Source organism: Amycolatopsis sp. FBCC-B4732, assembly GCF_023008405.1.
GTDB classification, from domain to species: domain Bacteria; phylum Actinomycetota; class Actinomycetes; order Mycobacteriales; family Pseudonocardiaceae; genus Amycolatopsis; species Amycolatopsis pretoriensis_A.
The window spans coordinates 38,247-64,957 of sequence record NZ_CP095376.1 but is presented as its reverse complement, the minus strand read 5'-3'; the positions used below and the strand labels follow the sequence as shown (position 1 = coordinate 64,957).

At 73.4% G+C, this 26,711-nt stretch carries 22 protein-coding genes and 1 pseudogene; 16 read left to right on the top strand and 7 right to left on the bottom strand.

Annotated elements, in window-relative coordinates:
* The first annotated feature begins 96 nt into the window (after window positions 1–96).
* The gene (locus tag MUY14_RS00300) at window positions 97–1,176 is read left to right on the top strand and encodes a dihydrodipicolinate reductase (RefSeq protein ID WP_247019624.1); all 1,080 of its coding nucleotides are present in this window, start codon (window positions 97–99) and stop codon (window positions 1,174–1,176) included.
* A complete protein-coding gene (locus tag MUY14_RS00295; RefSeq protein WP_247019622.1) occupies window positions 1,173–1,658 on the top strand; it encodes a carboxymuconolactone decarboxylase family protein in 486 nt (161 codons plus the stop codon). The genes MUY14_RS00300 and MUY14_RS00295 overlap by 4 nt, the downstream gene beginning before the upstream one ends.
* A 49-nt stretch (window positions 1,659–1,707) precedes the next feature.
* Here the strand turns inward: MUY14_RS00295 and MUY14_RS00290 are convergent, their stop codons facing one another.
* On the bottom strand, window positions 1,708–3,270 hold the full coding sequence (locus MUY14_RS00290; RefSeq protein ID WP_247019621.1) for a GMC oxidoreductase: 1,563 nt from the start codon (window positions 3,268–3,270) through the stop codon (window positions 1,708–1,710).
* Between the two features lie 209 nt (window positions 3,271–3,479).
* Between MUY14_RS00290 and MUY14_RS00285 the strand changes: the two genes are divergently transcribed.
* Together MUY14_RS00285 and MUY14_RS00280 are read left to right on the top strand one after the other, a co-directional pair.
* Window positions 3,480–3,845 carry an RNA-binding S4 domain-containing protein gene (locus MUY14_RS00285; RefSeq protein ID WP_247019620.1) on the top strand — a complete coding sequence of 122 codons (366 nt, stop codon included), beginning with the start codon at window positions 3,480–3,482 and terminating at the stop codon, window positions 3,843–3,845.
* Between the two features lie 259 nt (window positions 3,846–4,104).
* Window positions 4,105–4,640: pseudogene (locus MUY14_RS00280) on the top strand (sigma-70 family RNA polymerase sigma factor).
* Window positions 4,641–4,700: 60 nt separating this feature from the next.
* On the opposite strand, the gene shbA reads toward MUY14_RS00280, so the two are convergent.
* Together shbA and MUY14_RS00270 are read right to left on the bottom strand one after the other, a co-directional pair.
* Complete coding sequence (gene shbA / locus MUY14_RS00275; protein WP_247019618.1) at window positions 4,701–5,351, bottom strand: RNA polymerase sigma factor ShbA; 651 nt, start codon at window positions 5,349–5,351, stop codon at window positions 4,701–4,703.
* A gap of 31 nt (window positions 5,352–5,382) precedes the next feature.
* A complete protein-coding gene (locus MUY14_RS00270) occupies window positions 5,383–5,790 on the bottom strand; it encodes a hypothetical protein (protein ID WP_247019617.1) in 408 nt (135 codons plus the stop codon).
* 348 nt (window positions 5,791–6,138) lie between these two features.
* On the opposite strand from MUY14_RS00270, the gene MUY14_RS00265 reads away from it, so the two are divergent.
* Together MUY14_RS00265 and MUY14_RS00260 are read left to right on the top strand one after the other, a co-directional pair.
* Entirely contained in the window at window positions 6,139–8,949 is a 2,811-nt protein-coding gene (locus tag MUY14_RS00265) for a toll/interleukin-1 receptor domain-containing protein (protein ID WP_247019616.1), read from the top strand.
* Between the two features lie 2 nt (window positions 8,950–8,951).
* Window positions 8,952–10,550 (top strand): protein kinase domain-containing protein, encoded by a 1,599-nt coding sequence (locus tag MUY14_RS00260; protein ID WP_247019615.1) that lies wholly within the window; start codon window positions 8,952–8,954, stop codon window positions 10,548–10,550.
* 42 nt (window positions 10,551–10,592) lie between these two features.
* Here MUY14_RS00260 and MUY14_RS00255 read toward each other — a convergent pair whose 3' ends face one another.
* The gene (locus tag MUY14_RS00255; protein ID WP_247019613.1) at window positions 10,593–11,567 is read right to left on the bottom strand and encodes a hypothetical protein; all 975 of its coding nucleotides are present in this window, start codon (window positions 11,565–11,567) and stop codon (window positions 10,593–10,595) included.
* Between the two features lie 267 nt (window positions 11,568–11,834).
* Between MUY14_RS00255 and MUY14_RS00250 the strand changes: the two genes are divergently transcribed.
* The 4 genes from MUY14_RS00250 to MUY14_RS00230 all read left to right on the top strand — a co-directional run bounded on the left by MUY14_RS00250 (window position 11,835) and on the right by MUY14_RS00230 (window position 15,624).
* A complete protein-coding gene (locus tag MUY14_RS00250) occupies window positions 11,835–11,996 on the top strand; it encodes a hypothetical protein (RefSeq protein ID WP_247019610.1) in 162 nt (53 codons plus the stop codon).
* 177 nt (window positions 11,997–12,173) lie between these two features.
* The gene (locus tag MUY14_RS46730; RefSeq protein WP_281506237.1) at window positions 12,174–14,345 is read left to right on the top strand and encodes a helix-turn-helix domain-containing protein; all 2,172 of its coding nucleotides are present in this window, start codon (window positions 12,174–12,176) and stop codon (window positions 14,343–14,345) included.
* A gap of 53 nt (window positions 14,346–14,398) precedes the next feature.
* Complete coding sequence (locus tag MUY14_RS00235) at window positions 14,399–15,400, top strand: SEFIR domain-containing protein (protein WP_247019609.1); 1,002 nt, start codon at window positions 14,399–14,401, stop codon at window positions 15,398–15,400.
* 53 nt (window positions 15,401–15,453) lie between these two features.
* Window positions 15,454–15,624, top strand: a complete 171-nt coding sequence (locus MUY14_RS00230; protein ID WP_247019608.1) for a hypothetical protein — start codon at window positions 15,454–15,456, stop codon at window positions 15,622–15,624.
* A 4-nt stretch (window positions 15,625–15,628) separates the two neighbouring features.
* Here MUY14_RS00230 and sigJ read toward each other — a convergent pair whose 3' ends face one another.
* Entirely contained in the window at window positions 15,629–16,474 is an 846-nt protein-coding gene (sigJ, locus tag MUY14_RS00225) for an RNA polymerase sigma factor SigJ (RefSeq protein ID WP_247019607.1), read from the bottom strand.
* A 36-nt stretch (window positions 16,475–16,510) separates the two neighbouring features.
* Window positions 16,511–17,557, bottom strand: a complete 1,047-nt coding sequence (locus MUY14_RS00220; RefSeq protein ID WP_247019606.1) for an amidohydrolase family protein — start codon at window positions 17,555–17,557, stop codon at window positions 16,511–16,513.
* A 112-nt stretch (window positions 17,558–17,669) separates the two neighbouring features.
* Between MUY14_RS00220 and MUY14_RS00215 the strand changes: the two genes are divergently transcribed.
* The 4 genes from MUY14_RS00215 (at window position 17,670) to MUY14_RS00200 (ending at window position 22,216) form a co-directional block, all read left to right on the top strand.
* Complete coding sequence (locus MUY14_RS00215; RefSeq protein WP_247019605.1) at window positions 17,670–18,212, top strand: hypothetical protein; 543 nt, start codon at window positions 17,670–17,672, stop codon at window positions 18,210–18,212.
* Window positions 18,121–19,014: an ABC transporter ATP-binding protein gene (locus MUY14_RS00210; RefSeq protein WP_247019604.1), complete on the top strand. Its 894-nt coding sequence runs from the start codon at window positions 18,121–18,123 to the stop codon at window positions 19,012–19,014. The genes MUY14_RS00215 and MUY14_RS00210 overlap by 92 nt, the downstream gene beginning before the upstream one ends.
* Window positions 19,004–19,822, top strand: a complete 819-nt coding sequence (locus tag MUY14_RS00205) for an ABC transporter permease (RefSeq protein ID WP_247019602.1) — start codon at window positions 19,004–19,006, stop codon at window positions 19,820–19,822. The genes MUY14_RS00210 and MUY14_RS00205 overlap by 11 nt, the downstream gene beginning before the upstream one ends.
* 87 nt (window positions 19,823–19,909) lie before the next feature.
* Window positions 19,910–22,216: a bifunctional diguanylate cyclase/phosphodiesterase gene (locus tag MUY14_RS00200; protein ID WP_247019600.1), complete on the top strand. Its 2,307-nt coding sequence runs from the start codon at window positions 19,910–19,912 to the stop codon at window positions 22,214–22,216.
* A gap of 90 nt (window positions 22,217–22,306) precedes the next feature.
* Here the strand turns inward: MUY14_RS00200 and MUY14_RS00195 are convergent, their stop codons facing one another.
* On the bottom strand, window positions 22,307–23,128 hold the full coding sequence (locus MUY14_RS00195) for a cyclase family protein (RefSeq protein ID WP_247019598.1): 822 nt from the start codon (window positions 23,126–23,128) through the stop codon (window positions 22,307–22,309).
* A gap of 98 nt (window positions 23,129–23,226) precedes the next feature.
* On the opposite strand from MUY14_RS00195, the gene MUY14_RS00190 reads away from it, so the two are divergent.
* Together MUY14_RS00190 and MUY14_RS00185 are read left to right on the top strand one after the other, a co-directional pair.
* Window positions 23,227–23,649 carry a DUF5709 domain-containing protein gene (locus tag MUY14_RS00190; RefSeq protein ID WP_396126675.1) on the top strand — a complete coding sequence of 141 codons (423 nt, stop codon included), beginning with the start codon at window positions 23,227–23,229 and terminating at the stop codon, window positions 23,647–23,649.
* 270 nt (window positions 23,650–23,919) lie between these two features.
* Entirely contained in the window at window positions 23,920–26,670 is a 2,751-nt protein-coding gene (locus MUY14_RS00185) for a BTAD domain-containing putative transcriptional regulator (RefSeq protein ID WP_247019594.1), read from the top strand.
* Window positions 26,671–26,711: the final 41 nt, after the last annotated feature.

Sequence of the window (26,711 nt, the reverse complement as noted above, 5' to 3'; positions counted from 1 at the left end):
ACGTCCGGACGAACTGCATGCTACCAACGTCCGGACGGTCCGCTGGGCGGAACGAATCCCTTCCCGGACCGTCGCGTACGGGCGAAAACTCGGGCCATGATCGCCACAGTGGTGTGGGGCACGGGCAACGTCGGCCGTGCGGCAATCCGGGCCGTCGACGCCCATCCGGCGCTGAAGCTCACCGCGGTGCTCGTCCACGACCCGGCGAAGGTCGGCAAGGACGCGGGCGCGCTGGCCGGGCTCGACGTCGAGCTGGGGGTCGAAGCGACCGACGACGTCGAGACGGTGCTCGCGGCGAGCCCGGGGGCCGTGGTCTACGCCGCTTCCGGTGACGTCCGGTTCGACGGCGCGTTCGCCGACATCGTGCGGGCCGTCCGGGCGGGCGCGGTCGTCGTGACGCCGGCCCTCTACCCGCTCTACGACCAGCGCAACGCGCCGCCGGAGCTGCGCGACCCGGTGCTGAAGGCGATCGACGAGGGCGGCGGCTCGCTGTTCGTCTCCGGCGTCGACCCCGGCTGGGGCAACGACGTGCTGCCGCTGCTGATCAGCGGGCTCGGCACCGACGTCGACGTCATCCGCTGCCAGGAGATCTTCGACTACTCGACCTACGAGCAGCCCGACTCCGTCCGGTACCTGGTCGGCATGGGCCAGCCGATGGACTACGACCCGCCGATGCTGATGACCGGCGTGCCGTCGATGGTGTGGGGCGGGCAGGTGCGGCTGATCGCGCGCGGCCTCGGCGTCGAGGTGGCCGAGCTGCGCGAGACGCTCGACCGGCGGCCCCTGGAGGAGACCGTGTCCACGCGGACCATGGGCGAGTTCGAAAAGGGCACGCAGGGCGCGGTGCGGTTCGAGGTCCAGGGGATCGTCGACGGCGAGCCGCGGATCGTCGTCGAGCACGTCACCCGCATCCACCCGTCGTGCGCGCCGGACTGGCCGACGCCGCCGAGCGGGGACGGCGCGCACCGCGTGATCATCGAAGGCCGGCCGCGCATCGAGGTCAGCGTCGAAGCTTCCGACGAAGGCGAAAACCGGTCCGCGGGCGGCAACGCGACCGCCGTCGGCCGGCTCGTCGGCGCCATCGACTGGCTGGCCGGCGCGGAACCCGGTCTCTACGACGCACTCGACGTCCCGCTGCGCCCGGCAGCCGGCAAGCTCGGAAGGAGGCGCTCGTGAACATCGACATCCCCGAGGGCAAGGACCCGATCGGGTACGTGTGGGGCGAGCTGGTGCCCGGCATCGGGATCGCCGCTTCGCAGTTCTCGCTCGCGGTGTACGAGCACACCACGCTGGGGCTGCGGGAGTTCGAGGCCGCGCGGCTGCGGATCGCGCAGCTCAACGGCTGCGTCTTCTGCCTGGACTGGCGGACCGAACGCGACGGGCAGAAGGTCGAGGAGGAGTTCGCGGACGCCGTTCTCGATTGGCGCACGACGGACCGCTTCGACGAGCGCACGCGCCTCGCGGCCGAGTACGCCGAGCGGTACACCCTCGACCACCACAACCTGGACGACGAGTTCTGGAAGCGGATGTCCGCCTGCTACAGCCAGCAGGAGATCGTCGAGCTCAGCATGAGCCTCGGCGCGTGGCTGGCTTTCGGGCGCCTCAACCACGTCCTGGGTCTCGACGTCGTCTGCGTCCTGCCGTCCCACCGGTCGTGAGTGGTCCGGGCGGTCCTGACCGCCCGGACCACTCACGACCCGGGTGGGGCTAGAAGTCGGTCGCGATGATCTTTTCGATGTTGCGCTCGGCCAGCGCCGTGATCGTGACGAACGGGTTGACGCTGGTGTTGCCCGGGATCAGCGAGCCGTCGATCGCGTACAGGCCCGGGTGGCCGGCGAGCCTGCCGTAGTTGTCGGTCGCCTTGCCGAGCACCGCGCCGCCGAGCGGGTGGTAGGTGAGATGGTCGCCCCAGATCTTGTACACGCCGAAGAGGTCGGTCCGGTAGATCGTCCCCTCCGTCGAGTTGATCTTGTCGAAGATGGTCTTCGCCATGTCGATCGACGGCTGCTTCCACGCCGTCTGCCAGTTCAGCTCGACCGCGCGCGTGGTGGGGTTCCAGGTGAACTGCGCGCGGTTCGGGTTCTTCGTGATCGACAGGTAGAACGACGCCCACGTCTCGATCCCGGTCGGCAGCGGCGCGACCTCCGCGAAGGCACCGCCCGCGTTCCAGTTGTCGATGCCACCGCACGGGATGGACGACTGGAGGCTGCCCGTCGGGTCCCAGATGTGGTTGGCACGCCCGCACATCACGTTCCCGTTGTCGCCCCAGCCCTTGCCGACCTCGCCGTTCAGGTTGGGCAGCGCGCCGGTCGCCTTCAGCTTCACCAGCAGCTTGCTCGTCCCGACGCTGCCGGCGGCGAAGAACACCTTGGCCGCGGTCACGGTCTTGGTGGTGGCCACCGCGCCGGCGGTGGTCAGCTGCTCGATCGTCACCGTGTAGCCGCCGCCGGACGCGGGCACCACCTGCGTCACGCGGTGCAGCGGGGAGATGGTGACGCGGCCGGTCGCGGCGATCCGCGGGAGGTAGGTCTTCTGCAGGGACTTCTTGCCGTAGTTGTTGCCGTACAGGATTTCCCCGGCCAGCGCCGACTTCGGCACGGTGCCCGCGGCTTCCTGCTCCATGTAGTTCCAGTCGTACACGTCCGGCACGAACACGAACGGGAACCCGGACCGCTGCGCCTGTTTCCGGCCCACGCGGGCGTACTGGTAGGCGTCGGTGGTGTCGAACCAGGCCGGGCGGATGGTGGCGACGCCGAGCCCGGCGTTGGCGCGCGGGTAGTAGGTGTTGTACATCTCGTCCGCGTTGACCGTCGGGAGGATCGCGCCGAAGTTCTCCCGCTTGGGCGTGACGGCCATGCCGCCGTTGACGAGCGAGCCGCCGCCGACCCCGCGGCCCTGGTAGACGGTGATGCCGCTGAACTCCTCGGCGTCGAGGATGCCGGTGTAGCGCGGGATGTCCCGGTCGATGGGGAACCCGAGGAAGTTGGACAGCGGCTGCTTCGTCTTGGTGCGCAACCAGAACGAGCGCTGGTCGGGGGTGGTCGTGTTGGCGAAGATCTTGCCGTCCGAGCCGGGCGTGTCCCAGGCCATGCCCATTTCGACCATGTGCACGTCGACGCCGGCCTCCGCGAGCCGGAGCGCGGCGACCGAGCCGCCGTAGCCGGTGCCGATCACCAGCGCGGAGACCGAGGCGCCGTCGGGGATGGCGGCCTTGGTGGCCGCTCCGGCGGTCGTGGCCGACGCTCGGCCGGCCAGCGCGGCACCCGCCAAGATAGAACCGGTTCCTGCGATGAAGAGACGGCGGGAAACTCCCCCAGAAGCTGTACTCCACATGGATTCGTCGCGCATGTGATAGTCCTCACCGTTGAGGTATATTAGAACAGGTTATAGCTCAGTGGTGCAGACAAGTCGACATATACCCACGAGTAACATCGCCGGGTTGTGCGGGAGTTCCGCTGAATGGGCCATGATGGACGACTGTGGAGTCGACCCGTGTGGACCGCTGGCTGTGGGCGGTCCGGCTGACGAAGACCCGACCGGACGCCGCGGCGGCGTGCCGCGGCGGGCACGTGCGCGTCAACGACAAACCCGCGAAGCCCGCGACGACCGTCGTCCCGGGCGACGAAGTGCGCCTGCGCATCGCCGGCACGACCAAGGTCCTCGACGTGGTCCGCGTGATCCAGAAGCGCGTCGGCGCCCCGGACGCGGCGACGTGCTACGTCGACCGCACCCCGAAACCCCCGCCGGAGACGGCGATCCCGGTCGCCCGCCGGGACCGCGGCGCGGGGCGGCCGACCAAAAGGGAGCGTCGCGTGCTGGACGCGTTCCGGCAGCAGGAGCCCTAGGCCGGCGGCTTCACGACGCCCGGCAGCAACGCCGGCTCGGCACTGGACGCCTTCGGTGCCGCGCGCGCGACCTCCAGGATCCGCGCTCGGCGTCGGCTCGCATCGCGCGGGCCCGAGCCGCCGATGGTCATCCGGTGACTTGATCGAGGGATCGCCGTCCGCGGCGCGGCTTGCCCGGACAGAGCGGGGAATTCCGCGGGCGCGGGTCGGGCCGTCCGGAAAACGGGTAGTCCCCCCTGCCGGTGCGCGATCCGCCGGCGTGGGCGATGGGGAGAGGACGTCATGGCGAGCAGCGCTGCCCGGGAACCGGGCGGCCCGGACCGGTTGCTGGCCGCGGTGCGGCCGCTCGTGGTGCGCTACTGCCGGGCCCGGCTCGGCACCGGGCAGGATCCCGACGACGTCGTGCAGGAGGTCTGCCTCGCGGTGCTGAAGGCCCTGCCCGGGCGGCGGCCGGAGCGGTCCTTCCCGGCGTTCGTCTGCGGGATCGCGCGCCACCAGGTCGAGGCCGCCCGCAAGGCCGCCGCGCGGCAGTGGGCCGAACCGGTCGCCGAGCTGCCGGACGAGGTCGACGCGGCGCTCGACCCCGAGCACCACGCGCTGCAGCGCGAACTCGGCGAGCGCATGGCGAAGCTGCTCCGGGTCCTGCCGGAGAAGCAGCGGGAAATCCTGGTGCTGCGCGTCGCCGTCGGCCTGTCCGCGGAGGAGACGGCGGAGGCGGTCGGGTCGACGCCGGGTGCGGTGCGCGTCGCCCAGCACCGGGCGCTGAGCCAGCTGCGCAAAGCCGTGGCGGGCTGAGCGGGCAAGGTCCCGCGCCGTGAGCTGAAGGTCCCCTTCAGCTCACGGCCGGAGTGACGCTCAGAGCCCGCGTTCGCCGATCATGCCGCGCAGCTTCGTCAGCGCGCGGTACTGCGTGATCCGGACGTTGCCCGGCGAGATGCCGAGCGCTTCCGCGGTCTCGTTCGCCGACAGCCCGACCACGATCCGCATCGACAGGATCTCCCGGTGCAGCGGCGGCAGCAGCGCGAGCAGCTTGCCCAGCCGGGCACCGAGGTCGAGGTCGAGCACGTGGCTCTCGGGCTCGTTGCCGCCGAGCGGGCGGTCCGGCAGCTCCGGCACCGGCTTCGACCGGTCGCGCGCCACCGACCGGAAGGCGTCGGCGACCTTGTTCGCGGCGATGGCCCGCACGAGGTACAGGAACGAGCCCCCGCGGTCCTGGTAGCCGGGCAGCACCTTGAGCACGGCCAGGCACACCTCCTGCGCGACGTCGTCGGCGGAGAGGTAGGAGAGGTCGCGCCCGCCGATCCGCGCGCGGCAGTACCGCACGACGGTCGGCTTGACCAGCCGCAGCAGCGTCTGCACGGCCTCCGGGTCCCCGGCCCGCGCGGCCGCCACGACGGGGTCGAGCTCCTCCTTCCCCAGCTTGCCCTCCGGCCGCGGCAAGTCCGCCGGCACGGAATAGCCGTCCAGTGCTTCCGGCGCCGCCGGCGCCGAGATCACGGTTTCCACGGGTCCCTCCTCGCGTCCGCCACCAGGGGCGTCATCGATCGCCGCCGGACCGCGGGTCCTCCGAGACCCGCATCCGCACGTCGCGTTCCAGTTGCCGCAGCGCGGCTTCGAGCCCGGGCGCCACGGGCAGCCTGCCGCGGCCGAGCAGCACGATCCCGTCGTCCTCGGTGCGCCGCGCGACGGCGAACAGCCCCAGCCCGCGCTCCAGCGACCCGGGCACCGGCATCGCCGACACCAGCACGGCGTCGTCGGCCCGTTCGAGCACCCGCACGCCGGGCACGGCGGCGAGGGCCGCCGCGAAATCGGCGTGCGCCCCCGGCCCCATCACCTGGCTGACCACGGTGGCGCCGGGGGCGAACCCGGTCAGCGAACAGGTGGTCGCGGCCGACCACAGGTAGCCGCCCGCGACGACCACGAGCAGGATGACGAGGAGGGTCACGGCTCCGCCCGCCTCACCGGCCACTGTGGATCATCCGCGCATTCCATGTCCGCTCCTACGATTCGCACTCCGAACAATTCGGTTATCGAGGCGCTGACCTGGGGCGTTGCACGGCCGCACTTCTTGTCCACAAGTTGTCCGTTAACCAGAAACCGCCTGTTCGGCGGCCCCGGCGGACACCACCGGACTACAGGTCAAATTCTTGACAATTCCCGCCGGCGCGCGAAGAGCGGTAGCGAAAACGAGCCCGGCACCGATCCTCCGCCCGTACCGCCGCCGACCACCAGGACCCCATCATGATCACCCACTGAAATGCCCCCACTTGACGCCACCGGAGAGTGTTCCCCGATGACGGATCCCGATCCCGGTCTGTCCGGCACCCGCACGGCGGACCGATTCGACGTGTTCCTGTGTTTCACCCGGGCCGACCCCGACGGCGCGATCGCGGTCGACCGGATCGAAGAAGCGCTGCGCGCCGCCGGGCTTCGCGTGTTCCGCGACTCCGGGATCGGCCTTTTCGAACCGATCACCCGTGAACTCGCGGACGCAATCGCCGGTTCGCGCGTGCTGCTCGTCTACTATTCGCGGATCCTGCCGTCCCGGTACGCGTGCCAGTGGGAATTGACGGCCGCGTTCGTCGCCGCGCGGCGCCACGGCGACCCGGCGGACCGCGTGCTGGTGATCAACCCGGAACCGGGGACCGACCACCTCGCACCGGTCGAGCTGGCCGACGCGAAGTTCTGCACCGGCCCGGTGACCGACGGCGCGCTGCCGGAGCTGGTCGGCCGGGTGCGGCGGAAGGTGGAGCGCACCCGCGTCCCGCTCGGCGCACCCACCGGGCGGACGGCCCCGCCGGGCCGGCGGCCGCCACCGCGGCTCGCCGGCCGGTACCCGGAACTGTGGTCCGTCCACAGTGCACTGAACGCGGCCGCTTTCCCTTGCGCCACAGCGTATTCGCGGCCGGTGGCCGTGCTGCGCGGCCTGCCGGGCGCGGGCAAGACGGCGCTGGCCGAGCAGTACGCCTACCTGTTCCACGACGCGTTCGGCGGCGGGGTGATCCGGCTGGGCCCGTTCGGGCACCACGAACCGGACGACTTCCTCGCCCAGTTCCCGCTCGCCCTCGCCCGGGCCGCCGCGGACCGCCTCGGCACGGACGTGTCCGGGCTGGACCTCGACCGCCTGCGCGAGCTGCTCGCCGACCGGCTCGACGCGGCGGGCGACCGGGTGCTGGTGCTCGTCGACGACGTCCCGGCGGGCCTGCCGCCCGCCGTCCTCGACCGGCTGCTGCTGCCGAGCGACCGGGTGCACACGCTGATCACCAGCCGGTACGGGCACGCGCCGTGGGACGCGGCGACGATCGAGCTCCCCGGCCTCACGCCGGAGGAGGGCCTGCGGCTCTTCTCGGAGTTCCGGGCGCCGGCCGACGACGCCGAACGCGAGGCCGTGCTCCGCTTCGCCGACCGCTGCGGCGGGCACCCGGTCACGTTGCGGGCCACCGCGTTCGCGGTCCGGCACCGGCCGGGGCCGCTCACCGACGACGTCCTCGCCGCGCTGCCGGACACCGCGCCGCAGGCGATCCGCGACCTGCTCGCCGAACTCGGCCCGCTGGCCCGCGACGTCGTCCGGCTGGGCACCGTGCTGGCGCCGGTGCCGTTCCCGGCGGACCTGGCGTGCGCGGTGCTCGGCCCGGTCGGCGCGCCGGAGCTGACCGCGGCCGTCGACGACCTCGTCACGCGGGGGTTCGCCGTCCTGACCGACGGCGAACTGCGGCTGCAGGCCCTCGTCGTCGAGGTCGCGCGCACCGAACCCGCCCCCGCCGAGTTCGCGACGCGGGCGGCCGAGGCGCTCCTCGACCGGCTCCCCGGCGACCGCGACTTCCTGCTCCAGCACGCCCGCGCGCTGGCCGAGCACGCCCCGGGCCACCGGGTCCGGCTGCTCCGCCCGGTGGCCGCGGCGTACGAGGCGCAGGGCGACCCGGGCACGGCGGGCGAGGTCCACGCGGTCATCCTCGCGACGGGCGATGCCACCTCGGGCGACTTCACCGCGGCGGCCCGCGTCGAGATCGCCTGCGGGCTGTACGCGGAAGCCGCCGGCCACGCGCGGGCGGCGCTGGCGCGCGCCGGCGACGAGGCCGAGCGGTACGCCGCCGGTCTCACCGAAGCGCAGGCCCTCGACTGCCAGGGCGACTACGCCGGCGCCGACCGGACGTTCTGGGCGCGGCACGGCGACGACCTCCCGGCCGAGGGCGAAGAGCGCTACCGGGCCGCGCTCGCCGTGGCCGTCGCCCGGCGGCTGCGCGGACGGCCGCGGGACGCCGTCGCACTCCTCGACCCCCTGCTCGCGGAGCTGCGGGACGCGCCACCGGGCCCGGTCCGCGACGAGCTCGCGCCGGCCACCCGCCTCGAGTACGCGCGGAGCCTCCAGCTGGCCGGGCGGCCCCGGCGGGCGCGGGAGGTCGCCGGCGAAGTCGTCGACGAGTACCACGCGAGCGGCCGGGAGCGGCACGCCCGCTGCGTCGAAGCCGAGCTCGTGCGCGCCGACGCGATGCTGGCGCTCGACCTGCGCGACCTGCGCGCCACCCCGGCGGACTGGGAGCGTTCGGCGGCCGAGCTGCGGGAGCTCGAGGGGAACTACGCGAAGCGGTACGGCTCCGAGAACCCGCTGACCTTGACCGCCGCCGTGTTCGCCGACCGCGCCCTGCTGGCGCTCGGCCAGCCGAAGCGGGCGCTGGCCGTGCTGTCCGCCACCGAGCAGGTCGTGCTGCGGGTGCTCGGCGCGGACCACCCGCTGCGCTACCGGATCCGGCACGGCATGGGCCTGGCGCACGCCCAGCTGCGCGAATTCGGCCGCCAGGCCGAACTGCTCGAAGACATCCTCGAACCGCAGATCCGGCTGCTGGGGCGCACCCATCCGGAAACCGTCGAGACCCGGCTCGACCTGGGGATCGCACTGGCGCTGAGCGGCCGCGGCCCGCGCGCGCGGGCGACCGAGCTGGTCGACGGCGCCGCCCGCGACCTCGTCGACGCGCTGGGTGCGGCCACCGAACTGTCGGCCAAGGCACAGGCCGCGAAGCGCGTCGTGCGGCTACCGCGGCCGTTCGTGTCCGCGCTGTTCACCGTCGAACGGCTGATCTGGCCGGGCCGCGAGAAAGGCGAATAACCATGGAACGTCAGCTGGCCGACCGCTACCGGCTCGGCCCTCCCCTCGGTCGCGGACCGGCGGGCGAAGTCTTCACCGGCACCGGCCCCGACGGCCGCGAGTACGCCGTCAAGCTCCTCGACGCGCGCCTGACCGGGAACCGGGACGCCGTCGAAGGGTTCCTGCGCGCGCAGTCCCCGCTCGTCGGGCTGGTGCACGAGCACCTGGTGACCCTGCACGACATCGTCGTCGAGGGCGACGTGGTCGCGCTGGTCGTGGACCGGGTGCCGGGTGGCTCCCTGCGCGAACGGCTGAGCGCGTCGGGGACGCTGCTGCCCGCCGAGCTCGCCCGGATCGGCGCCGGGATCGCGGCGGCGCTGCAGGTGGTGCACGACGCCGGGGTCGTGCACGGCGACGTCAAGCCGTCGAACGTGCTGATGGACGACACGGGTGCGGTGCGGGTGCCGAAGCTGACCGACACCGGCGTCGCGCTCCTGGCCCCGCAGCGGACGCACACGTCGCTGGCGACCGCGTCGAAGTACGCGGCACCCGAGGTCGTGCGCGGCGAGCGGCCGGGGCCCGCCGCCGACCTCTACTCGCTGGGCGTCGTGCTCTACGAGCTCTACTGCGGGGTCGCGCCGTTCGCCGGCGGGTTCGTCCGCGACGCGGGCGAGGGCCCGGGCCGTCCCGGGGAAATCCCGGCGCCGCTGTGGGACCTGCTGCGCCTGCTGCTGGCCGTCGAGCCGTCGCTGCGGCCGCGGGCGGGCCAGGTCGCGACCGTGCTCACCGCGATGCTGCCGGACCTCGTCGGGGCCCCCGTCGGGCCGCGCCTCGACCGGCCACCGCCCACCGAAACCGCGCGGAGCCACGCGGCCCCGCCACCCTTCCCGATCGGAGACGACATGTTCGGCGAGCAGTTGTACAGCCCACCCCCGAAGAAGCGGAAGAAGTGGATCCCCTTCGCGGCCGCGGCGGTGGTGCTGGCCGCGGCCGGCGTCACGACGGTGGCGCTGGCGAGTTCGGGCGGCACCCCGTCGGCGGCACCCGCGCCGGTGACGGTCACGCAGGCGCCGCCCACCGCCACGGTGACCGCCGCCCCCACCAGCGCGAGCACGACGTCCGCCTCGGCCGTCCCCGCCTCCGCCTCCGGTTCCGCCGGGGAAGCGACGGTCGAGCAGTACCTCGACGAAGTGAGCCCGGTCGACGGGTCCTTCGACGGCAGCCACCAGACCGGCAACATCGCGGGCAAGCCCTACCTGCACACCGTGGCCAAGCAGATCCGGGAATGCGCGGACGCGGGTTCGGTGGAGTGGAACATCTCGAAGGGCTACCGGAAGTTCACCGCTTCGGCCGGCCTCGACGACAACTCCGCGGACTCTTCGCTGAAGGTGCAGCTCGAGGTCTTCGGCGACGGCAAAAAGCTGCTCTCGGCGACCCTCGAACTGAACAAGCTCACGGCGGTCGACCTCGACGTCACCGGTGTGCTGCGGCTGAAGATCGGCTGGCAGCCGATCAAGGCCGGGCAGACCTGCGGGGACACGAACAACTACCTGAACCTCGGCGAGGCCAAGCTGCTCGGCGTACCCGGCGAGGTGCCGACGTCCCTGGCCCCGACCGGCTGATCCCGACCTCGTGAGTGAGAAACAGGGTCAGAAAACTGTTTCTCACTCACGAGGCAGTTCGGTGCCGGGTTGCCAGCGGATGCCGTAGGCGAAGCCCGGGGCCAGGTGCCGGAACTGGACGTGCACCTCGCCGGCGTCGTCGGCGGTCAGCGCCGTGCCCCGCGGGAACCGGTCGCGCGTGTCGTTCTGGAACGCCCGCTCCAGCCGCACGATCCGGTCCGGCACCTCGTCGCGGAAGCGGACGTGCAGGTCGAACAACTCGCACGGGTGCCGCGGGACGCACACGTAATGCGGTTCCCGCAGCCGCGCCCGGAACCGCAGTGCGATCTCGTGCTGCTGACCGCGCTGCAACGGCACCGGCAATCGCAACGCGAGGCCGACGCGGTCGCTCGACTCCATCTCGCGCTTGGTGAGCACACCGCCGTGGAACACGTCGACCTCGAGATCCGCCGCACTCACCGAATCCCCGGAATTGGCCAGCGTCGTGAGCGTCAGCGCGAGATCGAGTTCACTGATTTCGTCCGCGTCCGCGACCACCCGCCGGATTTCGAACACCTCCGCCACCGGCTGGTCCAGCGCCAGTGAGACGCGCAGTTCTTCGGTGTGCCAACTGCGGCTCGGGTAGGGCGACGGAGACTGCTGCCTGCCCGCCGCCACTGCCATTGCCGCGATCTGCTCGATGCCGTCGTCGATGCGCCGCCGGACGGTGCGGTCGTCGCGGTCCAGCGTGATCGCCGCCCAGTGCACCCGCTCCTGGTAGAACGGCTTCCGGGCGGCTTCGTCCAGCGCGAACGCCGCCAGCAGGGCGATCTTCAGGTCCTCCGGCAGCGTCTCGACGAGCGGACGCAAGCGATTCGCGAGTTTACGCCGGATCTCCACGGTGTCGTCATCTTCCAAAATGCCACATGTGCGGCGCAACGCCGGGCCGACCCGATCGCCGAGCGGTGTGGTGAAAATTGCCCTCCCCTTGCGGAGAATCTTCAGCTCACCGACCACGTCCGCCGCACTCAGGTCCACCGTTCCTCCCCTGCCCGTCCCACGCACGGGGATCAATAATCGTCACCCCCGCGGCCGGTGTCCAGTCGATCATGGCGGGACGAACGGATCGTTATGCCGGGGTTTCCTTTCCTCTCGTTAGCGGAAACAGGAAACTCCTTGTCGGACCGTTCCGATCGGCCGCATTCTTCAAGGGCCGCACCGATTCCGCGGCGATAAACCACAAGACCACGGGATGTTCCCGGGTGCCCGAGTGGCGCCCGCGTGCGCCCAGTCGAAGGAGTCGAAATGAAGGTCGTCTGTTCGTTTTCGCTGCTCCTGCGGCTGGCTTTTCGGCTGATCGCGGCGGCGCTGGTGGCCGGGGTCGTGCTGAGCCACCAGCCGGTCCCCGCCACCGCGCCGCAGCAGCTCACCCCGGTGGTCGCCGCGTACGGAGAGGAGGTGCGGTAACGATGCAGACCCACGCCATCGGGCTCGTCCTGGCCCTGCTGACCGTCGTGTTCGGCTGAGGCCGGCATGCGACACGACCACGAGCCGGCCGGGGCCGCCGCCCCGGCCGGCCTTCCCGGACGGTGTCCCGGCACCGTCTCCATGGCCATACTTGTCCTTCGACGAGGGTGGGTGCTGATGAGCGAACGAGCGACGTTCGGCGCCGAGCTGCGCCGCCTGCGCCGTGCCGCCGGCCTCTCCCTCACGGAACTGGCGGACCGCGTCCACTACAGCAAGGGCTACCTGAGCAAGGTCGAAACCGGGCTCACGACGCCCAACGCGGCGCTCGCCGCCCTGTGCGAGGCCGAACTCGGCGCGCCAGGGGCGCTCACCGCGCTGCTCCCGCGGGAACCGGCCCGCCGGCGCACCCGGCCCGACGTCCGCCCGTCGGGGCTGCCGCCGGCGACCGCGGACTTCACCGGCCGGGCCGCCGAACTGCAGGCGGTCCGCGACGCGCTCGAAGCCGACGCCGGCGTCTGCGTCGTTTCCGGCATGGGTGGCGTCGGCAAGACCGCGCTCGCGGTCCGCTGCGCCCACCGGCTCGAAGCGGCGTTCGCCGACGGCTGCCTGTTCGTCGACCTCCGCGGCCAGGGCGACACCCCGGTGCCCGCCGCCGCGGTGCACGACCGCCTGCTGCGCGTGCTGGGCGTGCCGGCGGAGCAGATCCCGGCCGACCCCGACGACCGCGCCGCCCTCTACCGTTCGCGGCTGCGCGGCCGCAGCCTGCTGCTTGTGCTGGACAACGCGGGCAGCGCCGCGCAGGTCCGCCCGCTGCTGCCGGCCGAACCGAAGTGCCGCGTCCTGGTCACGACCCGCTCGCGGCTGAGCGCGCTCGACGACGTCCGGCACGTCTCGCTCGACGTGCTGCCCGCCGCCGCCGCGACGGAGCTGGTCTCCGCGCTGACCGGCGCCGGCGAGGTGGACGCCGCCCGGGTCGCGGAGCGGTGCGGCCGGCTGCCGCTGGCCATCCGGATCGCCGCGGCCCGGCTGCGCGCGCACCCGGCGTGGGACCTGGCCGAACTCGACCGCCGGCTGGCGAGCGAAGCCGGCCGGCTCGGCCAGCTCGACGACGGCGAACGCAACCTGTCCGCGGTCTTCTCGGTGTCGGCCAGGCAGCTCGGCGCCGCGGAGGCCCGGCTGTTCGGGCTGCTGGCCCTGCACCCTGGCAGCGACTTCGACGTCCTCGCGGCGAGCGCGCTGGCCGGGCTCCCGCCGCGGGAGACCGACCGGCTGCTCGACCGGCTGCACGAGGCGTACCTGGTCACCCAGCCCGCGGCCGACCGCTACGGCTTCCACGACCTCCTGCGCGAGTTCGCCGCCGGGAGCCTGGACGACGAACGGGGCGAGCGGGAACGGGCGTTCGGCAGGCTGGCCGCGTTCGCCGTCCGGGAGGCCGAGCGGGCCGACCGGGAACTGGCCCCGCAGCGCTACCGCCCGGACATCGGCTACCCCGCCGGCCTCCCCGAGCCACCGGCGGTCGACGCCGTCACGTGGTTCCGCGCCGAGTGGCCGAACCTGGTGGCGCTCTGCCGCCGGGCAGGCGAGCTGGGCGAACACGACCGGTGCTGGCAGCTCGCGTTCTTCCTGCGCGGCTACTTCTTCCTGGCGAAGCTGTGGGACCCGTGGATCGCGACGCACCGCTGGGCCCGCGCGGCGGCCGAAGCGGCGGGCGACCGGTGGGCGCTGGCCACCACGACGGCCAACCTCGGCGTCGCACTGGTCGACCGCGGCGACCTCGACGGCGCGTCCGAGTGCTACCGCGAAGCCCTGCGGGAGTACCGCGCGATCGGCGACCGCCACGGCGAGGCGACGGCGCTCGCGCACCACGCCTGGGCCGACCACTACCGCGGCGAGCACGCGGCCGCGCTGCGGGCGTTGCGGACGGCGCTGGAGTTCTACGAGCAGACGGGCAGCGAGCGCAACGCCGCCATCACGAACCGCGGCATCGCCCTGGTGCTCGTCGGCCTCGGCGAGGCGGCCGAAGCCGCGGAGCTCGCGACCGGCACGCTGGCCGTGTTCGACCGGCTGGACCTGGACTTCGACGCCGCGATGGCGTTGAACTGCCTGGGCTGGGCGCGTTTCCACACCGGCGAGCACGATCTCGCGTCCGCGGCCTACCGCGAAGCGGCGGCGCGGGCGGAAGCCTGCGACAGCAGTCATGAGGCGGCACGCGCGTACACGGGCCTCGGCAACGTGGCGGCCGCCAGCGGTTCACGCGAGGAGGCCGCCGGGTTCTGGGCCCAAGCCGACGAGATCCACCCCGACCTCGACCCCGTCGTCATCGGCGAAGCCCGCACCCGGCACGCGTAACGAGAACCCACGGGACACCGACTCTGGTGGCGCCCCCGAGCGGACGGAGAACGATGGTGACGCGCCGCCCCCGGGTTTTCGTGTCGTATTCGCACGACGACGAGACCCACAAGACACTCGTGCGCCGGTTCGCCGAGTTCCTGCACCGGCACGTGGGTCTCGAGGTGCACCTGGACCAGTGGGCGGACGGGTACCGCATCGACTGGGCGAAGTGGGCGGCGCGCCAGCTGCAGCAGTCCGACTTCACGCTCGCGATCGCGTCCCCGGTCTACCGGCGGCGGCTCGACGGCGACGAGCCGCCGCAGATCGGCTGGGGCGCCCAGTTCGAGGGCGCCATCCTGCGCAACCAGCTCAGCAGCGACATCGACGAGTACACCGCGCGGATCCTCCCGGTCGTGCTGCCCGGCCGGGCGATCGAGGAGATCCCCGGCTTCCTCACGCCCTATTCCGCGTCGCACTACAAGATCCAGCAGTTCCAGCTGGACGATCCCGGCGTGCAGAGCCTGATCCGGGCGATCGCCGGCCAGGCCGAACACCCCAGGCCCGGCAGCGAGCCGGGGGAGTTCGCCGTTCCCGGTTTCGTCCCGCTCGCGCGGCGCCGGAAACTGTTGCTGACCACCGAATTGAAGCCGGTTTCGAAGGGGCCGGACGTCCGGCTCGGCGCGGTCGGCATCGACGGCACGCACTACGGCAACGGCATCGCCTACCGCTGCTCGATGTTCTGCAGCGAACCCCGCGGCGTCGTCGAATACACCCTCGGGCGGAAGTACAAGAAGTTCGAGGCGACGGTCGGCGTCCTCGACGACGCGAGCGACGCCCAGCAGACCGGCTACTTCGAGGTCTTCCTCGACGGCGTCGCCCACCCCGGGGCCACCGTGAAGCTCGGGTCGCCGGCGCACCTCGGCGTCGACGTCTCCGAAGTGCTCCGGCTGCGGCTCGTGGCCTACCGCACCGACACTACGGTCCACCCGATGCTCGCCGGCGCGCGGATGGCGGGCGGGCTGTCCAACGGCCTGCCCGAACTCGGCTGGGGCGACCCGGCGCTCTACACCTGATCGTGGCCGGTGCGGCCGGGTTGGCGCCCGGCGGGGCCGGGTATTCGTCGATCATGAGCCCGAGGATGTGGCGGCTGCTGATTTCGGGGTCGCTGCGGCTGTTCCTGATCAGCGCCGTCCCGACCGCGGAGCACCTCTCCGTGGTCGTCGGGCCGGCGGCCGGGGTGATCGCCTTCGTCGTGCCCGCACCGCGCGGGCCGGGTGGCATGGGGGCGTCCGGCTAGCCCGCTACCAGCGGCGCAGCTTCTCGGGGTTCCGCACCGCCCACACGCGCCGGATCGCGTCCCCGGCGACGTCGAACGCGATGACGGCCACGACCACGCCCTCCTGGCGGGCGACGAGCCCCGGCCGGCCGTTGACCGCGGTCTCGGTGAGCGTCATCCCGGACACGCGGCTCGCGAGGCCCACGGCGTAGCGCGCGACCCGCTCGCCGCCCTCGATCGGGTGCAGCACCGCGGCCGCCAGGCCCCCGCCGTCGGCCGTCACCGTGGCTTCGGGGTCGAGGAGGCCGAGCAGGCCGTCGATGTCCTTGGCCTCCCAAGCCTCCTTGAAGGCCCGCACGACCGCGGCACTCCCCCGCGACGGCGGCGGGACCGGCCGGACCCGCCGCCGCGCGGTGGAGGCGAGCTGGCGGCACGCGGCCGCCGACCGGTCGAGGACCACCGCGACCTCGGCGAACGGGTAGCCGAACACGTCGTGCAGGACGAACGCCACCCGCTCGGCCGGCGTCATCGCGTCCAGCACGACGAGGAACGCCACGGTGACCGACTCGGCCAGCGCGACGCGGTCGGCGGGATCCCCGAGCGGGTCTTCGGGCACCGGCTCGGGCAGCCACTCGCCGACGTACCGCTCCCGCCGGACCCGCGCCGACCCGAGCAGGTCGAGGCAGATGCGGCTGGCGACGGTCGTCAGCCACGCACCCGGGGACTCGATCGCTTCGCGCTGCGGCGCGGACAGCGCGTACCACCGCCCGAAGGCTTCCTGGACGACGTCTTCGGCGTCGGCGAGCGAGCCGAGCAGCCGGTAGGCGAGGCCGGTCAGCTGCCGCCGCTCGTGCACGATCGCAGTGGTCATGACCCCTTGACGAGCTTCGGGGTGCGGTTGTGACATTCAGCGGCGCCGCACGCACCGGCCGCGCAGCACGACCGCCACCGGCGCGGCCAGACTGTCGAGGTCCTCCCGCGGGTCGCGGTCGTAGACCACGGCATCGGCGGGCGCGCCCGGCTCCAGACCGCGCAAACCCAGGTATTCGCGCGCGCTCCACGACGCCGCCGCCAGCGCGTCGTGCGGCCGGACGCCCGCGGCCGCCAGCGCGCGGATCTCCGCCAGGATCCCGCCGTGCGGCAGGGAATCCGTGCCCGCCAGCACCCGCACCCCGGCTTCGGCCGCGGCCGCCGTCAGCGACGCGTGGACGCGCGCGCCGCTGAGGTACCAAGTCCGCTGTGGACTGTCCGGGGCCTGTTCCCGGCGCGCCAGCCCGGCGTTGACGGCCGACAACGTCGGCGTCAGCGCCGTTCCCCGCGAAGCCATCCGCGCCAGCAGGTCCGGGTCGAGGCACATGCCGTGCTCCAGCGAATCGACGCCCGCCGCGACCGCCGCCGTGCCGCCTTCCGGGTGCTGGCTGTGCACCGCCACCCGCCCGCCGACCGCGTGGACCTCGCGCACGACCGCCGTCAGCACGTCGGCCGGGACCGCGGAGTCGCCGACGCGCCAGTCCGCGATGATCTTCGCCCAGCCGGTCCGCGCGGCCTGCGCCGCCGCCAGTGCGGGCAGCTCGGCGTGGTCCGCGCGGCGGCCCCAGCCGTCGAAGAACTGGCCGTGCTGGGCCAGCCACGGCCCCGCGTGCCGGGCGCGCGGCACGTCCGGGTCCTCGCCGAACCACGGCGGTGGCTCGCCCGGCAGGCCCGGCGAGCGGATCAGCGTGACGCCGGCGTCGACGTGCTGGTGCAGCTGCGCCCGCAGCACCTCGTCGTCCATCGGCTGCCCCGGCTCGGTCGCGCCGGGGTGCGTGTGCGCGTCGACCAGGCCCGGCACGAGCCAGCCCTCGCCCACGAGGGTCGCGCCCGGGACCGGGTCGGTGGTCCAGCGGTCGCCGTCGGCGTAGAGGTCGGCGTACTCGCCGTGCGGCAAGGCGTAGCCCCGGATGCGGATCACCACGACACCGAACGTACCCGCGTACGCACCCCGGCGTAGCCGCAAGAGCCGTACCACGGCGGACGACCCCGAGGGCCCCGGTCCCGAGGATGGGAGGCGTCGAAAAGGAGGCACCATGACGCTCAAGGCCCGGGCCCGGAAGTGGTGGCTGGTGGGGCACATCGTCTCGGCCGGCGCGTGGATCGGAATCGACGCCGTGCTGGGCATCCTGGTCTGCACCGCGCTGCTCACCGGCGACGCCGCCGTCAGCGCCACCGCTCTCCAGGCGCTCAAGCTGTTCGCCGTGTGGCCGATGCTGACCGCCGCGCTCCTCGCCCTCGGCACGGGCGCCGTGCTCGGCCTCGGCTCGAAGTACGGCCTGGTCCGCTACTGGTGGGTGGCCGTCAAGCTCTCGATCAACGTCCTGATGGCGCTGCTGATCCTCTTCGCGCTGCGCTCCGGCGTCGACCAGGCCACCGAGCGGCCCGAGGGACTGCTCTACCCCGTGGTCGTCGCCCCCTGCCTGTTGCTGTTCGCCAGCGTCCTCGCGGTCTTCAAGCCGTGGGGCCGCGTCCGGAAGGAGTCCCGTGACCCAGCCCGTGGAAACGACCGCGCTGACCAAGCGCTACGGACCGGCCGCCGCCGTCGAGGACCTGAACCTCTCGGTGCCCGCCGGTGAGGTGTACGGCTTCCTCGGCCCCAACGGCGCCGGCAAGACGACGACGCTGCGGATGCTGCTCGGCCTGATCCGGCCGACCTCGGGGAGCGTCCGGGTGCTCGGCGCCGCGCCCGGCCCGGGCAGCCTCACCCGCGTCGGCGCGCTCATCGAAGGTCCCGCGTTCTACCCGTACCTGTCCGGCCGGGCGAACCTGCGGATCCTCGCCGACCACGCCGGGGTGCGGCGGACCCGCGTCGACGCCGTGCTCGACGTCGTCAGCCTCACCGACCGCGCCAAGGACCGGTACTCGACGTACTCGCTCGGCATGAAGCAGCGGCTCGGCCTCGCCGCGGCGCTGCTGAAGGACCCCGAGCTGATCGTCCTGGACGAGCCGACCAACGGCCTCGACCCGGCCGGCATGGCCGACATGCGGGTCACCCTGCGCAAGCTCGCCGCGGACGGTTGCACCGTGCTGCTGTCCAGCCACCTGCTGGCCGAGGTCGAGCAGATCTGCGACCGCGTCGGCGTGCTCGACCACGGGCGGCTCGTCATCGAGACCACCGTCGCGGACCTGCGGGCGGGCGGCGCGCTGCGCGTCGTCGCCGAACCCCTCGAGCAGGCCCGCGACCACCTGCGGCGGCGTTACGGCCACGTCCGCGCCGACGGACGGGCGCTCGAACTCGACGTCGACGCGGGCGAAGCCGGCCGCGTGAACGCCGGGCTCGTCGGCGCCGGCTGCGTCGTCAGCGAGCTGCGCTGGCACGAACCCGACCTGGAACAGACCTTCCTCGCCCTGACCGGAGGCACCCCCGATGCTGCTTGACATCCGCGCCGAGCTGCTCAAGCAGACCCGCCGCCCGGCGAGCTGGCTGCTGCTGGCCGTCGCTGTCGTGCTGAGCCTGACCTTCGGCTACGCCATCCCGTACGCCGGGCTGAGCGGGGCCACGTCCGGGCCACCCGGCTCGAACCGCGGGCTGGCGGCGATGCTGCCGGACGCCTTCATCGGCAGCGCGCTGGGCGGGCTGCCGATCTTCGTCGGTGCACTCGCGCTGATCTTCGGCGTGCTGGTCGCCGGCAGCGAGTACGGCTACGGCACGTGGAAAACGGTGCTGGTGCAGCACCCGTCGCGGATCGCGGTCTACGGCGCGAAGCTGGTCACCGTCGCGCTCGCCGCGCTGGCCGTCGTGCTCGCGCTGTTCGCGGCGACGGCGGGCGCGAGCGCGCTCGTCGCGGCGCTGCGGGACCAGCCGCTGACCTGGCCGCCGGTCTTCGACGTCGTCCGCGGCCTCGGCGCCGGCTGGCTGGTCACGACGATGTGGGGCGCGCTCGGCGTGCTGCTCGCGATCGGCCTGCGCTCGGTCGCGCTGCCGATCGGGCTCGGCCTGGTCTGGCTGCTGGCCGTGCAGAACCTCCTGGCGTCGATCGCCGCGCCGCTGCTGGACTGGGTCGCGCAGCTGCAGAAGGGGCTGCCGGGGCCGAACGCGGGCGCGCTGGCCGCCGCGTTCGGGGCGAGCGCACCGGGGGTCGGGCCGATCGTCGGGTCCGGGCAGGCCGCCGTCGTGCTGGCCGCGTACGTCGTCGGTTTCGGCGTCCTCGGCGGGTGGCTGCTGCACCGGCGTGACATCGCCTGAGCGCCCGGTGCGGTGCGCTTGTACCCGGTCACGCGCGGTGTAGTGTTTCCCGGTCCGACCGGCAGGCGTGACCCCACGTGAGGTGCGATGACAGTGCGGCGGTACCCGGTCGCGATCCTGCTCGTCGTCGTCACGGCGGTCGTGGTCGTGGTCAACGGGTTCGCGTTCTGGGGCGACGCCTTCGCGTTGTGGATCGACGACGCCATGCAGCTCGGCGCCGGGCTGGCCGCGGTCGTCTGCGGCATCGTCGTCGCCCGCCGGTTCCGCGGGCACCAGCGCTGGTGGCGGGTCCTGGTCGCGATCGGCATGGCCGGCTGGTCGCTCGGGCAGTGCGTCTGGTCCTGGTACCAGCTGATCGACGGGCGCGGGCTGCCGTCGCCGTCGCTGGCCGACGTCGGCTACCTGAGCTTCCCGGTGTTCGCGCTCGCCGCCCTGTTCGTGCTGGCCAGGGCGCGGGTCCGGCCGGACCGCGAACGCTGGCAGCCCGCGCAGTGGACGGCGCACTTCGGCGTCGCGCTGGTGCTCGACGGCCTGATCGTCACCGGCTCGCTGTTCATCCTCACCTGGACCGCCGCGCTCGCCCAGCTGGTCCGCGCCACCGCGCCGGACAAGCTGACCTGGGCGGTCGCGATCTCCTACCCGCTTTCGGACCTGGTGATCGTGGTCGTCGCGGTGCTGCTGGTCGTGTTCGACCGGGTGGACCGGCCCTATCGCGCGAACCTGCTGCTGGCCGCGGTCGGGATCGTCGCGCTCGCCGCGTCCGACAGCGTGTTCGCCTACCTCGTCAGCATCGGCGCGGAGAGCATGAAGCCGTGGTCGGACGGCGGGTTCGTGCTCGGCCCGCTGTTCATCGCGTACGCGCTGCTGGCCACGCCGGGCAGCCGGCGGCGCGACGACGCGAACCAGCCGGTCGGGATCGACTGGTGGCAGCTGGCGCTGCCGTACGTGCCGGTCACCGCGGTCGCGCTGCTGATCACCGTGCAGGTGGTGGCCGGTGCGGGCCCGGACGCCGTCGAGGTCTGCGTCGGCGTGCTCGTGGTGTTCCTCGTGCTCGCCCGGCAGCTGCTTTCCCTGCTGGACAACCGGTTGCTGCTGCGCCGCGTGTACGAAGGCCAGCAGCAGCTGACCCACCAGGCCTACCACGACCCGCTGACCGGGCTGGCCAACCGCGCGCTGTTCGCCGACCGGCTGGACCGCGCCGTCGAGAGCGGGCCGCGGCCGCTGGTGCTGATCTTCGTCGACCTCGACGACTTCAAGGAGGTCAACGACCGCTTCGGGCACGCGGGCGGCGACATCCTGCTGCACGCGGTCGCCCAGCGGCTGCTGAGCTGCGTCCGCGCGAGCGACACGGTGGCGCGGCTCGGCGGCGACGAGTTCGCGATCCTCCTGGAGGGCGAGGTGGACGCGCCGCAGGCCGTCGCCGACCGGATCCAGGGCGTGCTGCGGCGCCCGTTCGCGGTGCACGGCACGCTGGTCCCGGTCCGGGCGAGCATGGGCCTGGTGGTGCCGGACCCGGCCGAACCGCTGATCACGTCGGACGTGCTGCTCGGCCGCGCCGACACGTCGATGTACGCGGGCAAGCGGCTCGGCAAGGACACCACGGTGGTGTACCGCCCCTCCGAAGACGGCCCGCCCGACTTCCCGTCGGCCCTGCGCCGCGCGGACGGCGGCATCCCGGCGGGCTTCGGCCTGGTGTTCCAGCCGATCGTCCGGCTGCCGGACGCGACCCCGGTGGCGGTCGAGGCGCTGGCCCGCTGGACCACGCGCGACGGGACGTCGGTCTCGCCCGAGACGTTCGTCCGCGCCGCCGAAGGCGCCGGGATGGGCGCGGAACTGGACGCGCTGGTGCTGGACCTGGCCTGCCGCGAGATCACCGCGGCCGGCGTCGACCTGACGGTGCACGTCAACGTGTGCGCCAGCCGCCTCGGCGCCGAGGCGCTGGAGCAGAGCGTCGCGGCGAGCCTCGCCCGCTACGGCCTGCCCGCGGAGCGGCTCATCGTGGAGATCACCGAGACGGTCCCGGTCCCGGACCTCGCCGCCGGCGCCGCCGCGATCCGCCGCCTGCAGGCCCTCGGTGTCCGGGTGGCGCTCGACGACTTCGGGGCCGGGTACAGCTCGCTGACCGTGCTGCACGCACTGCCGGTCGACCAGATCAAGCTGGACCGCGCGCTGACGACCGGCATCCAGCCCGAGCGCGACGCGGCACTGTGCCGCTCGCTGGTCGCGCTGTGCCGCGACCTCGACGTGGCGGTGGTCGCGGAGGGCATCGAGACGGCCGAGCAGGCCGAACTGGTCACCCGGGCGGGCTGCCCCACCGCCCAGGGCTACCGGTTCGGCCACCCGGCCCCGCTGTCCTCGCTACGGCTCTCGGCCGCCCCGCTCACCGCGGGCTGAGGTCCGGGGTGCGCGGCAACGTCATGAAAGAGTCGTTCACTGCGTCCAACGCCAGGAAAGAGTCGTTCATGACGTCGCAGCCGGCCGGGGTCAGCCCGCCTTCACCTCCGGCGGCAGCACCCCGAAGATCGTCGCCGTCGAGCCCGCGCCCCGGCGGTTGATCGGGCCGCCCGCCAGTACCCACGCCCCCGTCGTGGGCAGCGCTTTCAGGTTCGCCAGGATCTCCAGGCTGATCCGGTGCCGCCGGTAGACCAGCTTCGACACCGTGTACGTCTCGTCGGTGCCGACGTCCGGGCTGAACGTGTCGGTGCCGGTGCCGCCGCGGCGGCCCAGCCGTCCGGTGTCGATCAGCCAGCGGACCGCGGGGATCGAGAAGCCGGGCTGGTGCAGCACGCCGTCCGCGCCGGTGTTCGGGTAGGCCGGGGTACCCCACTTGGCGTCCCAGCCGGTCCACAGCACCACGACGCTCTCGTCGGGGATGCGGCCGTTGCGCCGCTCCCACGCCTTGAGGTCGTCGATCGTCACCGCGTAGTCCGGGTTGTGCGCCGCCTTCGCTCTCACGTCGATCTTGACGGCGGGCCGGAATAGATCCCCGGGGTCCATGTCGTCGGCCAGCGGCTCGCCGGTGTTGAAGTGGCCGGGCGCGCCCCAGTGCGTGCCGGTGTGCTCGCCTTCGCGGACGAACTGCAGGTAGTAGCCGTCGTCGGGGATCGTGGCGATGGTTTCCAGTTCGAAGGCCGGGTCGCCGGGGAAGACGTTGGTCGTCGCCGGGTCGTTGACGTGCGAGAGGCTGACCAGGTTCAGCTGGTCGAGGCGCACCGGCGGGGTCGCCGCCTGCGCCGTCCGCCCGGTCAGCGCGGTACCGAACACCCCGGCCAGCCCCGCGGCCAGCACCCTGCGTCTCATCGGCATGGGGATCACCTTTCCCACCAGTGCCGCCCGTGCGGCGGCTCGCACGGTGATATCACCCAGGCTCGGCGCGGCCAAGGAGTTGCGCGAGGATGGACGGCATGGACGACTCCGAAGACCGCGCCGACGACGGCATCCTCGACCCCGAGGACACCTTGGACGACCGCGACGAACTGGCCGAGGGCTACTCCCCGCCGGAACGCGCGCAGGCGACCGAAGGCTGGGGCACCACCGCCCGCGAGACGGCGGAAGGCGAGAGCTGGGAAGCGCGGCTGGCGCGTGAAGTACCGGACCTGTCGTCGGACGAGGACGGCGACGGCCTCGGCGACAGCGACGACACCGACGGCGAGCTCGTGGACGACGAGGTCGGCGACGTCCGCGCGGGCCGGCTGGTCGCCACGGACGAAGGCGCCGGCGAGGACGCCGACGAAGAGCTGTACGCGTCGGACGCGGGCATCGACGGCGGCGCGGCCTCGGCCGAAGAGGCCGCCGTCCACGTGATCGACCCGTCGCGCCGCTGGTGAGGTGACGGAACGGACCCGGGGTTCGAGGGTGCCCGGGCCCGCTCCGTTCCCCCTCACCGGATCGACGGTGGCCGGTGGAGTAGCCGGCCACCACGGGGAAAGACGATCCGGCCCCGCGGCCGTGGCAGGGAACACGAACCGCCCCCTCGACGGTTCGTGCCGGCGCCACCGACTCGCTCCACGGTGCCCGACGGGCCTTGCACGAACCTTGCCCGCCGCTTGCCGGGGTCGGTTACAGTGGGCGGCCGGGCGGGCACGGGAGGGGCATCGGTGCGGTTCAGGCTGCTGGGCGAGCTCGACGTCCGCGCCGGCGACCGGGCGGTGGAGATCCGGCGGCCCCGCCTGCAGGGGCTGCTCGTCGCGCTGCTGACCGACCTCAACAGGGTGGTGCCCGCCGACGTCCTCGCCGCGCGGATCTGGGGCGAGCGGCTGCCCGCCCAGCCGCGCAACGCCTTGTACAGCTACGTTTCCCGGCTGCGCACGGCACTCGGGGAAGCGCTCATCACGCAGCGCTCCGGCGGCTACCTGCTCTCGGCGGATCCCGGCTCGGTCGACCTGCACGTCTTCCGGCGCCTGCTCGGCGAGGCCGGCACGACCGCCGACGCCGGGGAGAAGGCCGCGCTGCTGACCCGGGCCCTGGCCCTGTGGACCGGCGAACCGTTCGGCAGCCTGGACACGCCGTGGTTCGTGAACCAGCGCGAAGCACTGGCGAGCCGCCGCCTCGGCGCGCGGCTGGACCTCGCCGACCTCGAGCTGGACGGCGACCGCCCCGGTGAGCTGGTCCCCGAACTGGCCGCACTGGCCGAAGCCCACCCGCTGGACGAACGCGTGCGGGGCCTGCTGGTGCTCGCGCTGCACCGGGCCGGCCGCCAGGGCGACGCCCTGCGCGAGTACGACCGGATCCGCCGCCTGCTGGCCGAGGAGCTCGGCACCGACCCCGGCGCGGCGCTGCGGCAGGTGCACGAACGGGTCCTGCGCGGCGACTCGCGCCCGCGCGCCGCCGCGGGGCGGCCGGTCCCGCACCAGCTGCCGGCGGCCCCGGCGACGTTCGTCGGCCGCGCCGGCCTGCTCGCGGAACTCGACCGGGCGGCGGAAACCGCGGGCCCGGTGGTGATTTCGGCGATCGGCGGCGCGGGCGGGATCGGGAAGACGTGGCTGGCGCTGCACTGGGCGTCCGGGAAGCTCGCCGAATTCCCCGACGGGCAGCTGTACGTGAACCTGCGCGGCTTCGACCCGGTCGCCGAGCCGATGCCGGTTTCGGTCGCGGTGCGCGGGTTCCTGCACGCGCTGGGCGTGGACGGCGCCGCGGTGCCGCCGGACCCGGACGCCCAGCTCGCGCTGTACCGCAGCCTGCTGGCAGGAAAGCGCGTTCTGGTCGTGCTCGACAACGCCGCCGACAGCGGGCAGGCTGCCCCGCTGCTGCCCGGCAGTCCCACCTGCCGCGTGCTGGTGACCAGCCGGAACCGGCTCGGCGGGCTGGTCGCGGCGCACGGGGCGCGGCCGGTGCCGCTGGACGTGCTGTCCGCGCGGGAGGCGCGGGAACTGCTCGACCGGCAGATCGGTCCCGGCCGGCTCGACGACGCGACGGCCGCCGAGCTGATCCGGCTCTGCGCCGGGCTGCCGCTGGCGCTGGGCATCGTGGGGGCCCGCGCGGCGACGTCACCGGAACTGCCGCCGTCGCTGCTGGCGGAGGAACTGCGCGACCAGGCGGCGCGGCTGGACGGGCTGGACGCGGGCGAAGCGGGGTTGAGCCTGCGGACGGTGTTCTCGTGGTCCCTGCGCCACCTGACGGCCGAGGCGTCGGCGTTGTTCGGCCTGCTGGCCACCGCACCCGGGCCCGGCCTCGGCCTCCCCGCGGCGGCGGCGCTGGCCGGCCGGCCGCCCGCCGCGACGCGGACGGTGCTGCGCGCGCTGGAAAACGCGCACCTGCTGACGCGCACGGCGAGCGGCCGCTACCGGATGCACGACCTGGTCCGGCTCTACGCGTCCGAAGAGGCGGAACGGGCGCTGCCGGCCGAGGTCCGCGAGGCCGCGCTGCGGCGGGTGACCGACTTCTACCTCCAGACGTCCTGGCACGGGCACCTCGCGATCGAACCGCTCCAGACGCCCATCCCGATCGAGCCGCCGCTGCCCGGCGTCGAGCCGCAGCGGTTCACCGGCCAGGCCGAGGCGGTGCGCTGGTTCGCCGCCGAGCACGCCTGCCTGACCGCCACGACCGAGCTGGCGGCGGCGCGGGCGTGGCACACGCAGGTCTGGCAGCTGGCCTGGCTGCTCAACGAATTCCGCGCCCGCCAAGGACAGCTGCGCGAGCGCGAGGCCGCGGGCCGCCTCGCGGTGACGGCCGCCGAACAGCTCGGCGACGTCACCGCGCAGCTGATCGCGTACCGGATCCACGCCAGCGCCGGCATTTTCGCAGGCCACCCCGAAGTGGCGCTCGAGGGCCTGCCCCGCGCGCTGGCGCTGGCCGAGCGCGCGGGCGACCGCTTGCAGCAGGCGCACCTGCACTACGTCCTGGCCGGCGCGTGGGAGTACCACTCCCAGGACTACCGGGCCGAACTCGAGCAGTGCGAACGCATCTTCGAGCTGATCGAGCCGGACGACGCACCCCGCCTCTACATCCAAGCCCTCGACCTGGTCGGCTTCTGCCACCTGCAGTGGAGCGACTGGCCGGGCGCCCGCCACTGGCTCGGCCGGGCCGTCGAGGTGGCCCGCGAGTACGGCGACCCGGACGGCGAAGCGCACGCGATCGGCAACTTGGGTTTCGTCGCCCTGCGCAGCGGAAACTGGGCGGAGGCCGTCGGCCACCTGGAGCGGGCGGTCGCCATCTTGACGACGATCGGCAACGAGCGCCACGCGGCGTTCTTCCTGGTGGCCCTCGGCGACAGCTACCGCCTGGTGGGCCGCGAGGACGACGCTCGCCGGGTGCTCGACGACGCGCTCGCCCGGTACCGGGCGCACCCGGAAGGCGCGCAGCTCAAGGAAGTGGAGGCGTGCTTCCTCGCCCTCGAACCGGCCGGCTGACGTCGGGCTTTGCCCGGCCGCGGTCACCGGACCTCGGACGC

What these genes read in the sequence shown, in the direction of transcription:
- MUY14_RS00300 (WP_247019624.1), top strand. Translation starts at nt 97, where the DNA reads ATGATCGCCACAGTGGTGTGGGGCACGGGCAACGTCGGCCGTGCGGCA.
- MUY14_RS00265 (WP_247019616.1), top strand. Translation starts at nt 6,139, where the DNA reads ATGACGGATCCCGATCCCGGTCTGTCCGGCACCCGCACGGCGGACCGA.
- MUY14_RS00260 (WP_247019615.1), top strand. Translation starts at nt 8,952, where the DNA reads ATGGAACGTCAGCTGGCCGACCGCTACCGGCTCGGCCCTCCCCTCGGT.
- MUY14_RS00250 (WP_247019610.1), top strand. Translation starts at nt 11,835, where the DNA reads ATGAAGGTCGTCTGTTCGTTTTCGCTGCTCCTGCGGCTGGCTTTTCGG.
- MUY14_RS46730 (WP_281506237.1), top strand. Translation starts at nt 12,174, where the DNA reads ATGAGCGAACGAGCGACGTTCGGCGCCGAGCTGCGCCGCCTGCGCCGT.
- MUY14_RS00235 (WP_247019609.1), top strand. Translation starts at nt 14,399, where the DNA reads ATGGTGACGCGCCGCCCCCGGGTTTTCGTGTCGTATTCGCACGACGAC.
- MUY14_RS00230 (WP_247019608.1), top strand. Translation starts at nt 15,454, where the DNA reads ATGAGCCCGAGGATGTGGCGGCTGCTGATTTCGGGGTCGCTGCGGCTG.
- sigJ (WP_247019607.1), bottom strand. Translation starts at nt 16,474, where the DNA reads ATGACCACTGCGATCGTGCACGAGCGGCGGCAGCTGACCGGCCTCGCC.
- MUY14_RS00215 (WP_247019605.1), top strand. Translation starts at nt 17,670, where the DNA reads ATGACGCTCAAGGCCCGGGCCCGGAAGTGGTGGCTGGTGGGGCACATC.
- MUY14_RS00205 (WP_247019602.1), top strand. Translation starts at nt 19,004, where the DNA reads ATGCTGCTTGACATCCGCGCCGAGCTGCTCAAGCAGACCCGCCGCCCG.
- MUY14_RS00200 (WP_247019600.1), top strand. Translation starts at nt 19,910, where the DNA reads ATGACAGTGCGGCGGTACCCGGTCGCGATCCTGCTCGTCGTCGTCACG.
- MUY14_RS00195 (WP_247019598.1), bottom strand. Translation starts at nt 23,128, where the DNA reads ATGCCGATGAGACGCAGGGTGCTGGCCGCGGGGCTGGCCGGGGTGTTC.
- MUY14_RS00190 (WP_396126675.1), top strand. Translation starts at nt 23,227, where the DNA reads ATGGACGACTCCGAAGACCGCGCCGACGACGGCATCCTCGACCCCGAG.